Annotated in this window: 9 protein-coding genes; 5 read left to right on the top strand and 4 right to left on the bottom strand. The window is 65.3% G+C overall.

The window, feature by feature from the left end; genetic code table 11:
- Positions 1–925, bottom strand: a 925-nt coding sequence (der, locus tag VF631_RS13155; RefSeq protein ID WP_431850765.1) for a ribosome biogenesis GTPase Der, incomplete at its 3' end; no start/stop codon positions are given.
- A gap of 161 nt (positions 926–1,086) precedes the next feature.
- On the opposite strand from der, the gene VF631_RS13150 reads away from it, so the two are divergent.
- Positions 1,087–2,538 (top strand): S41 family peptidase, encoded by a 1,452-nt coding sequence (locus tag VF631_RS13150; RefSeq protein WP_431850764.1) that lies wholly within the window; start codon positions 1,087–1,089, stop codon positions 2,536–2,538.
- Here the strand turns inward: VF631_RS13150 and VF631_RS13145 are convergent.
- Positions 2,535–2,954 (bottom strand): gamma-glutamylcyclotransferase family protein, encoded by a 420-nt coding sequence (locus tag VF631_RS13145; RefSeq protein WP_431850763.1) that lies wholly within the window; start codon positions 2,952–2,954, stop codon positions 2,535–2,537. The two genes, VF631_RS13150 and VF631_RS13145, sit on opposite strands and share 4 nt — an antisense overlap.
- A gap of 215 nt (positions 2,955–3,169) precedes the next feature.
- On the opposite strand from VF631_RS13145, the gene VF631_RS13140 reads away from it, so the two are divergent.
- The 3 genes from VF631_RS13140 to VF631_RS13130 all read left to right on the top strand — a co-directional run bounded on the left by VF631_RS13140 (position 3,170) and on the right by VF631_RS13130 (position 6,161).
- A complete protein-coding gene (locus tag VF631_RS13140; protein WP_431850762.1) occupies positions 3,170–4,576 on the top strand; it encodes a hypothetical protein in 1,407 nt (468 codons plus the stop codon).
- 157 nt (positions 4,577–4,733) lie between these two features.
- On the top strand, positions 4,734–5,279 hold the full coding sequence (locus VF631_RS13135; RefSeq protein WP_431850761.1) for a peptidylprolyl isomerase: 546 nt from the start codon (positions 4,734–4,736) through the stop codon (positions 5,277–5,279).
- A gap of 84 nt (positions 5,280–5,363) precedes the next feature.
- Positions 5,364–6,161, top strand: coding sequence for a hypothetical protein (locus VF631_RS13130; protein WP_431850760.1), 798 nt, complete (start codon positions 5,364–5,366; stop codon positions 6,159–6,161).
- Between the two features lie 63 nt (positions 6,162–6,224).
- On the opposite strand, the gene purL is transcribed toward VF631_RS13130, so the two are convergent.
- The gene (gene purL / locus VF631_RS13125) at positions 6,225–8,444 is read right to left on the bottom strand and encodes a phosphoribosylformylglycinamidine synthase subunit PurL (RefSeq protein ID WP_431850759.1); all 2,220 of its coding nucleotides are present in this window, start codon (positions 8,442–8,444) and stop codon (positions 6,225–6,227) included.
- A gap of 93 nt (positions 8,445–8,537) precedes the next feature.
- Between purL and VF631_RS13120 the strand changes: the two genes are divergently transcribed.
- Positions 8,538–9,008, top strand: a complete 471-nt coding sequence (locus VF631_RS13120) for a VOC family protein (RefSeq protein WP_431850758.1) — start codon at positions 8,538–8,540, stop codon at positions 9,006–9,008.
- 128 nt (positions 9,009–9,136) lie between these two features.
- Here VF631_RS13120 and VF631_RS13115 read toward each other — a convergent pair whose 3' ends face one another.
- The gene (locus tag VF631_RS13115) at positions 9,137–9,751 is read right to left on the bottom strand and encodes a murein L,D-transpeptidase catalytic domain-containing protein (protein ID WP_431850757.1); all 615 of its coding nucleotides are present in this window, start codon (positions 9,749–9,751) and stop codon (positions 9,137–9,139) included.
- Positions 9,752–9,846 lie beyond the last annotated feature (95 nt).

Here is a 9,846-nt window from a genome sequence, read left to right as displayed (position 1 = left end):
CGACATCCCACTTGCTGATCGCGACGATCAGCGCCCGGCCTTCCTGCAGCACATTGTCGGCGATGCGCAGGTCCTGGGCCTCCAGCCCGCGTGTCGCATCGAGCAGCAGCACGACCACCTCTGCGAAATCGACCGCGCGCCGCGCGTCGGCGACCGACAGCTTCTCCAGCTTGTCGTCCACCTTGGCCTTCTTGCGCATGCCCGCGGTGTCGATCAGTCGCACCGGGCGGGTCTCGCCATCGGGCGAGCGCCATTCCCAGTCGATCGCGATCGAATCGCGGGTGATCCCCGCCTCCGGCCCGGTGATCAGCCGCTCCTGCTGCAGGATGCGGTTGATCAGGGTCGACTTGCCGGCGTTCGGGCGGCCAACGATGGCGAGCTTGAGCGGGCCCTGCGCGTCCTCCGCTTCCTCGCCTCCGTCCTCGCGCTCGACGAACGGGCGGATATGTTCGAACAGGTCGACCACGCCCTCGCCATGCTCGGCGCTCATCGCGATCGGCTCGCCCAGCCCGAGTGAATAGGCTTCCATGATCCCCCCTTCGCCGGCTCTTCCTTCGGCCTTGTTGGCGGCGAGCACGATCGGGGTTGTTTCACTTCGCAGCCAGCGCGCAATCTCCTCGTCGAGCGGGGTCACGCCGGCACGGGCATCGATCAGGAACAGCGCGGCGTCGGCCTCACGCACGGCCGCGACGGTCTGCGCGCGCATCCTGCCGGGGAGCGTCTCGGGATCCTCATCCTCATAGCCGGCGGTGTCGATCACCCGGAAGTCGAGCCCGAGCAGGGTGGCGTCTCCCTCCCGCCGATCGCGCGTCACTCCGGGGCGGTCGTCGACCAGCGCCAGCCGCCTGCCGACCAGGCGGTTGAACAAGGTCGACTTGCCGACATTGGGGCGGCCGACGATTGCGAGGGTGGGCAGCTTGGCCATGGGTCCTGCCCTGCCGTGCGCGGGTGGAGGGGTCAACCTTGCTGACCGGCCCTGGCTGGTTGACGGCGCGCCTGCGTTCAGCTCAGGTTGTGCATATCCAGAATATCGGCTGATTCTGCGCCCATGCTCTGCTAGGCAGCTGAAAAGATTGGAGAAGACGGATGAAGGCTGGTCGCTTTGGAGCGGCGCTGAGCGCGCTTGCCCTGCTCAGCGCGTGCGGCGGGGGTGGAGGCGGCGGTTCGCCGTCCCCTAGCCCGGGGCCAATCAGCGGGCCTGCGCCCTCGCCATCCCCGTCGCCAAGCCCGACTCCCACCGCGGGATGCTCCCTTCGCGAGCGGCAGAACTGGGCCGCGGCGCAGCTGCGCGAGTGGTATCTATTCCCGGAGACGCTGCCGGCCAGCTTCGATCCGACGCCGTTCAACACGGTTCAGGATTATGTCGACTCGCTGACGGCCACCGCGCGCTCGCAGCGCCGCGACCGCTTCTTCACCTTCGTCACCTCGATCCAGGAGGAGAACGCCTTCTTCTCCTCGGGCCAGACGGCGGGCTTCGGCATCCGCCTGTCAACGGACGCGGCAGCAGGACGCGTGTTCGTGGTCGAGGCCTTTGAAGGTGCTCCCGGGCTGGCAGCCGGCATCGACCGAGGCACCGAGATTCTCGCGGTCGGCACCAGCGAGGCCAATCTGCGGCCAGTGACCGAGATCGTCGCCGCGGAAGGCAGCATCAGTCCTGCACTCGGGCCGAGCACCGCCGGAACGACCCGGGTATTGCGCATTGCTGATGCGAGCGGCACCCGCACAGTCACCGTAACCAAGACGGACTTTTCGATCCCGCCGGTCTCTCCGCGCTATGGCGCCCGGATCATCGACGATGCCGGTCGGCGCATCGGCTATCTCAACCTGCGCACCTTCATCTCGACCGCCGATCCGCAGCTTCGCCAGGCGTTCGAAGGCTTCCGAACCCAGGGCATCACCCAGGTGATCATCGACTTCCGCTACAATGGCGGCGGCCTTGTATCGACCGCCGAGCTGATGGGCGATCTGCTCGGCGCCAACCGCTCGCGCCAGGAGGTGTTCAGCTTCACGACTTTCCGTCCGGAGAAGTCGCAGAACAACGACACCCGCTTCTTCGATCCCAAGCCGCAGTCCATCGGGGCCACCAAGATCGCTTTCATCGGCACGCGCGGAACCGCCTCAGCGAGCGAGCTCGTGATCAACTCGTTCATTCCGTACCTCGGCACCAATGCCGGCCTGATCGGAACCAACACGTTCGGAAAGCCGGTTGGTCAGATCGCGCTCGATCGGCCCGCCTGCGACGATCGCCTGCGCGTGGTTGCCTTCAAGACGGAAAATGCCGCCAGGCAGGGCGATTATTATGACGGCCTGGCGACGGTCATGCAGGCCACCTGTCAGGCGCCCGACGACCCCAGCCGCCAGCTCGGCGATCCATCCGAGGGTTCGATCCGCACGGCGCTCGACTATCTGGCGGGACGTCCGTGCACGCGCATCGCATCCGGCGGCATCACCGGGCAAAGCGTGCGTGAAGGTCAACGCGAACTGATCGCGCCGGATCGCCCGAACGCGGCCCAGCGCGAGGTGCCCGGCTTCTTCTAACTGAGCCGGGCCGCATAGACGAACGCATCCTCGCCCGACGCGAGCCGGACGAGGATGCGGGTGTAAGCGGAAACCTCGTACGCATCGGTGTCGGCAAGCTCACCTAGCGTGAGGGTGAAGACGGTGCCAGTGACGCGGTCGCTCGGGCGGCCGGTGCGGCGCGCGATCTGGTGAACCCGCTCGCCGCTGATCCGAACAACCTCCGGGTCGGCGATCTCAAGCGGCTCCAAGACGAAGCCCGGCAGCGCGTCCGGCGCTCCCTCCAGCAAGCGGCCGTAGGTGGTGCGCTGGACCTGCGGAAGCTGCAACGTGCCGTAGGAGAAGAGGCGCACGTTTTTCGTCACCTCCGCACGATAGCGAAGTTCCTCGTGCACCGTCAGCCCGCATGCCCGCTGGCCGGCATGAGGCGCCCGCACCTGCAGCAACCGAGCTTGTCCCAACTGCCAAAGCCCGGCAGGATGAGGAGGTGATTTGCACGAGTTCAGTCTTTCGGCCGCTGACCGCATGCCCGCGACTTTTGCCGCTGTGTCTCGCTTCGATATTGGCATGTATCGGCAGCGTCGCCGCAGCGGAATTGCTCCCGCGGCCCGAAGCGATTGTGCTTCCGGAGGAGAAGCCCGCACTTGACGAAATGAACGCTGCCCTGCTCGAGCGCAAGCCGCCCAGCCTAGAGGCGGCGCTGCGCCAGTTTGACAGCCTGCTCGTCAGAACAGCGCGCCCGACCAAGCTGCGCGGCCTCGTGCAATATTTTCGCGCCGGGCTGCTTGAGGAAATGAAGCGGAATTCCGCTGCGCGAGAGGCGATCGACGAAAGTATTCGCCTCCTGCCCGACTATAGCGGGCCGCTGCTGCTCGGGTCGGCGATATACGCCTATGACGATCTCCCTGGCGAGGCTGCCGACCTGTTGATCCGCGCAAGCCGACTCGATCCGGCGATCGTCGCAAAGATCCAGGAATACGAGATCAATAATATCCTCAGCCGGTTGGACGGTCAGCGGGACCGGCGCAGAGCTGGGCTGCTCAGCGCGCGTTCGCTTGAAATCGGCTGGCTCGGCGGCAGCCTCGACGCCCGTTCGCGCCTGGCCTTTCGCGCAATCGACGCGCGCATGGAGGCTGGCGATCTGTCTGGCGCCAAGAGCCTGGTTCCCAAGCTGCTCAGCCCGGGGCACAGCCGCTCCCTCCTCGTTGATCGCAAATATGAGCCGCTTTGGGCCGACATCGAACGTTGGGCCGGTCCGCAGTTGCAGGAGCAGTGGCTGGTCTATCTGCGGGAGAGCCGGGCCAAATGGCAGGCCAGCAAGGACCATGAGTCCGCTCTAGCCTATGCACGGGCGCTACGGAGCGCCGGCCATCACCGGACCCTCATTCGAGAAATGTCGCCCCTGTTCGATCGTCAGATCGATCGCGCCCGCGACTACGATCTGGTGTTCATGGCGGCGTTGCTGGCCGATGCGCTTGCCCGCGAGGGTCGCTGGGCCGATATCACCTCCCTCTTCAACAAGGCCGCTGCAGTCTGGCCACTCGGCTCGGACGCCAATGCTCTCAACATTGCGGCAAACCGCGCGCGCTTTTTGCTCTACGAGGGCAAAGCCGCCGAAGGCCTCGCAGCGATGGACGCCGCCCTCGCCGACGCGCGAGATCGCGGAGGAGAGGTCAATTCAGATGCATTGGCGGCTATGCAGCAGGTGCGTGCCTGTCTGCTTCACGAACTCGGCAGAGCTGAGGGGGCTGTCATTTCCCAGGCGTTTGCGAGCGCCGCGCGCCCGGTGGAACTGGCGGCATTGCTGCTTTGTCTGAATAAGCCGGAAGCGGCGCGAGATGTTCTCCTTGCGGCCGCCGCCGACGAAAACGCCCGAGAAGAGGTGATCCAATATATGCAGGACAGCGACGCGGTCCCGATGCAAAGTGATTATGGCCGCCGAATACACGAGCGCCATGCCGCGCTTCGCGCCGACCCCCAGCTGCGTGCCGCAGTGGGCCGGCACGGCCGCTTCCTGCCCTTCTCAATTCGTGCAGGCGCTCCGCCTGAGAGCGACTGACAAGTTGAGCCGTCGCTCATTCGGTTTCGCCGCAACGCCGGGCCGGCTGGCCTGCTTCGCCGCCTTGATCCTTACCGGTTGCGCAGAGTCCTCGCCTTCCGACGCGCCGGCCCCTTCGAACAACTTTGCGCCGGCGCCGAGTGTAGCGCGGGACAAGTTGCCGAAAGCCGAGCCGTTGCCCGACACCGTCCGGGTGCGGCTGGAAACCGGGGCGGGGCCGATCCTTCTCGAGCTGGATGCCAAACGCGCGCCAATCACGACCGCCAATTTCGTCCGCTACGTCGACGAGAGGAGGCTGGACGGCACCAGCTTTTATCGCGCCGCTCCCACAAAGGGAGCGCCCGGGCGCGGCTTCATCCAGGGCGGCATCCGCCGCAACTATCGGCTGATGCTGCCGCCGATCACTCACGAGCCGACCAGCAAGACCGGCCTCAGGCACGAGGCCGGCACGATCTCGATGGCGCGCAGCGAAGAAGGCGCCGGAGCCATGGGCGAATTCTTCATACTGACATCGGCCATGCCTTCGATGGACGCCAAAGGAGGCAAGCCTGGCTACGCCGCGTTCGGGCGGGTCGTGGAAGGCATGGATACGGTGCGGGCCATCCTGTCCAGCCCGGCCACCGCCAACGCCGGGCGGGGAGCAATGCGGGGGCAAATGCTGACCGATCCGGTGCGCATCGTCAGCGCAAGGCGGCTAAGCTGAGGCGGCCGCTGGGGCGCTGATGGCACATCCCCTCGACTCGTTCGTTCTGCTGGCAAGCGGACGGGGCGTTGTGGAGTATTTGTTATGAAGAAGCTTATCTTTTCCCTGGCGGCGGCCACCGCCATCGGGGCAGCGGCTCCGGCGGCCGCTCAATATGGCTATCAGCAGAATAATTATCCGGCGCAGCAGAATGGCTATGGCTACCAAGGCAACGTCAATGCCGGCGGCGCCGTCGGCGTCCAGAACCGGATCGCGCAGCTCGACAGCCGCTTTGAGGCCGGCATCCAGTCGGGCCTGATCTCGCGCACCGAAGCGCAGAACATCCGCCCGCAATTGCGCCAGCTTCGCCAACTCGAGCGGCAGTACAGCATGAATGGCCTGACGCAGCAGGAGCGGCAGGACCTTCAGCAACGCATCCGCTACGTTCGCCAGCAGCTTCGCGCGGCCGATGGCGGTGCCGGCGGGCAATATGCCGCCTGGGAGAATGACAATTACTACGGTCAGAACCAGGGTTACAATCAGGGCGGCTATTCTGATCAGAACCAGGGCTACGGTCAGGGCGGCTATTACGGCCAGAACCAGGGCTATGGCGGTCAGAATCAAGGCTATTACGGTCAGGGCGGCCCTTATGAGGAGGTCAACGAGGTCTGCCGGACCCGCAGCAGCGGCCTTGGCGGGATCCTCGGCACCATCCTGGGCGCCGGCGACAATTGCCTGAGCGTCGGCGAGCGGGTCCGCGGCAGTCTTCCGGCCGTGCCCTACCAATATCAGGGCCAGTTCCGCGACGGCGGCGGCTATTATCACCGCTATGTCGACGGGCGCGTCGTGCAGATCGACGCACGCACCCAGACGGTCGTCCGCATCTACGACATGCAGAACTAACGCCTCAGCAGTGGCAGGAGAGCGCTCGGGCCTGACCCGGGCGCTCTTCTGTTTTCTAGGCGCTCACGCGACGGCGGCTTCGCCGCCCATCAGGTGTGGGAAGAAGCTTTCGTGAGCACGGCGCAGATCGGCGAGGGCAAGCGGGCGGTCCAATCCGAGTATCTGATCCCCGCCGGTATGGCCAAGCAAAGCAAAGCAGACACCCGCCTCCTGCGCTGCGTCGATCAGCGTGGTGTTATCGGATTTCGTGGTGAGAATGTACCGGCCTTGATCCTCGCCGAACCAGCCGTTGACGCCGCTCATTTCGATTACCGGAGCGAGTTCCAGGCCGATGTTTCCGGCCAGCGCCATCTCGGCCAATGCAACCAGGATTCCTCCGTCCGCAACGTCATGAGCAGAAGTGATAACGCCTGCCGCGATCAGTTCGCGGACGAGTGCCGCTGATCTGCGCTCCTCAAGCAAATCCACGCTGGGCGGCGCTCCGTCCTCCAGACCGGCAATCTCACGCAGCCAAAGCGATTGGCCGAGATGGCCGTTGCTTGCGCCGATGAGCCACACCTCCTCGCCCTCCGCCTTGAAGGCGACGGTCGCCGACTTCCTCCAGTCCTTGAGTAGCCCCACGCCCCCGATCGCCGGCGTCGGCAGGATCGCGCTGCCGCCGCCGGTCGCCTTGCTTTCGTTGTAGAGGCTGACATTGCCGCTCACGATCGGAAAGTCGAGCGTGCGGCAGGCCTCGCTCATGCCCTCCAGGCAGCCGACCAGCTGCGCCATGATCTCCGGCCGCTGCGGGTTGGCGAAGTTGAGGCAGTTGGTGACGGCAAGCGGCGTCGCGCCGACCGCCGACAGGTTGCGGTAGCATTCGGCGATCGCTTGCTTGCCGCCCTCATAGGGGTCAGCGTAGCAGTAGCGCGGCGTGACGTCGGTCGAGATGGCGAGCGCCTTCTCCTTGCCGTGAACGCGGACAACCGCGGCGTCGCCGCCGGGACGCTGGATCGTGTTCGCGCCGACCATGTGGTCGTACTGCTCCCAAATCCAGCGGCGCGAGGCGAGATCGGGCGATGCCATGAGCTTCAGCAGGTCGGCCGCGATGTCGGTGGATTCCAGCACCTCGCCGAGCGGCTTCACTTGCGCCCACACTTTGTATTCGTCCGGTGAGAGCGCCGGGCGGTCGTAGAGCGGCGCCTCGTCGGCCAGCGGCGCGAGCGGGATATCGGCGGCGACCTGGCCGTTGAAGGTCAGCACCATGCGGCCGGTTTCGGTCACGCGGCCGATCACCGCAAAGTCGAGCTCCCACTTGCGAAAGATGGCTTCCGCCTCGGCTTCGCGGCCGGGCTTCAGCACCATCAGCATGCGCTCCTGCGATTCCGACAGCATCATCTCGTAGGGCGTCATGCTCTCCTCGCGGCAGGGCACCGCGTTCATGTCGAGCTCGATGCCGACGCCGCCCTTCGATGCCATTTCCACGGAGGAGGAAGTGAGGCCGGCCGCGCCCATGTCCTGGATCGCGACGATGGCGTCGGAGGCCATCAGCTCCAAACACGCCTCGATCAGCAGCTTCTCGGTGAAGGGGTCGCCGACCTGCACGGTGGGGCGTTTCTCCTCGCTGTCTTCGGAAAAGTCGGCGCTGGCCATGGTTGCGCCGTGGATGCCGTCGCGGCCGGTCTTGGAGCCGACATAGACGATGGGATTGCCCACGCCGGACGCCGCCGAGAGGAAGATCTTGTCCTGATCGGCGATGCCCACCGTCATCGCGTTGACCAGGATGTTGCCGTCATAGGCCGGGTGGAAATTGACCTCGCCACCGACGGTGGGGACACCGACGCAATTGCCGTAGCCGCCGATCCCCGCGACCACGCCGGCGATCAGGTGCTTCATCCTCGGGTGATCCGGCCGGCCGAAGCGGAGCGCGTTCATGTTGGCGATCGGCCGAGCGCCCATCGTGAAGACGTCACGCAGGATACCGCCGACGCCGGTCGCCGCACCCTGGTAAGGCTCGATGTAGGACGGGTGGTTGTGGCTCTCAATCTTGAAGATCGCCGCCTGCCCGTCGCCGATGTCGATCACGCCCGCATTCTCGCCGGGACCGTGAATCACCCAGGGCGCGCTGGTCGGCAGCTTCTTTAGGTGGATGCGTGAGGATTTGTACGAGCAATGCTCCGACCACATGACCGAGAAGATGCCGAGTTCGGTCAGGTTCGGCTTGCGGCCTATGGCGTGCAGCACGTGCTGATATTCTTCCGGGCTGAGGCCATGCTCGGCGACGATCTGCGGCGTGATGGTCATGGCGCGGCGATTAGGCGATGGTTTGCACTTTGTCGAAGGGCAGGGCTGGTGTAAGTTAATTCACGATTTGTTCTACATCGCAAGGAGCCAGACATGAGCGTGCAGGCCAAACCCGATGGGTATCATAGCGTTACACCTTATCTGATCGTCGACGGCGCCGAGGAGGCGATTCGCTGGTACGGCGAGGCGCTCGGCGCGACCGAGGTGATGCGACTGCCCATGGGCGACAAGATTGGACATGCCGAGATCAAGATAGGCGACAGCCATGTCATGCTTGCCGACGAGTGGCCGGATTACGGCAAGCTCGGGCCGAAATCACGGGGCGGTGCGACTTGCGGGCTGATGATCTATCTCGAAGATGTCGACGCGGCTTTCGCCAAGGCGGTCGCGGCGGGGGCGACGGTGGAACAGCCGATCCAGGATCAATTCTACGGCGATCGCTCCGGATCGATCACCGATCCGTTCGGCCACAGCTGGACGCTGGCCACCCATGTCGAGGATGTTCCGGAAGAAGAAATGCAGCGGCGGATGGCTGAGTTTTCGAAGCAGGGGGAGATGGCCTGAGCAGACTAGCCGTACCCGTCCGTCCGGACTTGATCCGGGCCGGGCTATTTCCCGTTGGACGACGAAGAAGCCCAGCCACGGATCAAGTCCGGGGCGACGGGTTTACACTCGCCGACCTGTTGGACCGCTCACACTTTGTCGGCGTAGAGGAGCCGGCCCGAGCCTAGCCGCGTCATCGCTTCGGCGTGGCTGATGCCGGGGAGGGCGAAGCAGCCCTCGCTGCGGCCAAGCTTGCCGAACGTCTCTACCATGCTCGGCTCCGCATAGGGGGCGCTGTGGACGACGATGGCACGGGCATCGGCATTGTTGTTGCTGTAGTCGAGCCCGGTCAGGCGCATCGAGTGGCCATATTTTCCAAAATAGGCGTCGCCGGTCAGGTAAGCGCCGGATGAGGTCGCTTCGGAGCCGAACTCGTTCGAGAAGTGAGCCAGCCAGCCGCTGTGCGCCGGATCGGAGCCGCGGCCGTGCGCGCACAGGTGAGCGGTGACCATGCCGCTGCGCAGGTCCATGATGAAAAAGCGCGGCTCGCGCGAGGCGCGGTTGAAGTCGGCAATGCCGATCACGTCGTGAAGCGGAATGCGGTTGCGATTGGCGGCGAGCGCGAGCAGCGCCTTGGCCCTGAGCCTTGGGTCGATCTGCGGGACCAGCGGCGCCACCGCCTGCGCCAGAAGCGGGCGCGAACTGATGGCCGCAACACCGGCAACAGCGCCGGCACGCAAAAAATGCCTACGAGATACGGTCATTGATCCTCCCGACTGCCACATCTTCATACCCGATCCGTTCTGACCTCTCAATGAACTGGGCACCCGGTTCCGCAGTCTCGCCGCAGGGTTGACGC

It is taken from the genome of Allosphingosinicella sp., assembly GCF_036387615.1.
GTDB lineage: Bacteria > Pseudomonadota > Alphaproteobacteria > Sphingomonadales > Sphingomonadaceae > Allosphingosinicella.
Note: the sequence above shows the minus strand (reverse complement) of the source record. Positions and strands in the feature narration are given on the sequence as shown.

Excerpts from the sequence above, each read along its gene's own strand:
- VF631_RS13150 (WP_431850764.1), top strand. The coding sequence starts at position 1,087 with ATGAAGGCTGGTCGCTTTGGAGCGGCGCTGAGCGCGCTTGCCCTGCTC.
- VF631_RS13140 (WP_431850762.1), top strand. The coding sequence starts at position 3,170 with ATGAACGCTGCCCTGCTCGAGCGCAAGCCGCCCAGCCTAGAGGCGGCG.
- VF631_RS13130 (WP_431850760.1), top strand. The coding sequence starts at position 5,364 with ATGAAGAAGCTTATCTTTTCCCTGGCGGCGGCCACCGCCATCGGGGCA.
- purL (WP_431850759.1), bottom strand. The coding sequence starts at position 8,444 with ATGACCATCACGCCGCAGATCGTCGCCGAGCATGGCCTCAGCCCGGAA.
- VF631_RS13120 (WP_431850758.1), top strand. The coding sequence starts at position 8,538 with ATGAGCGTGCAGGCCAAACCCGATGGGTATCATAGCGTTACACCTTAT.
- VF631_RS13115 (WP_431850757.1), bottom strand. The coding sequence starts at position 9,751 with ATGACCGTATCTCGTAGGCATTTTTTGCGTGCCGGCGCTGTTGCCGGT.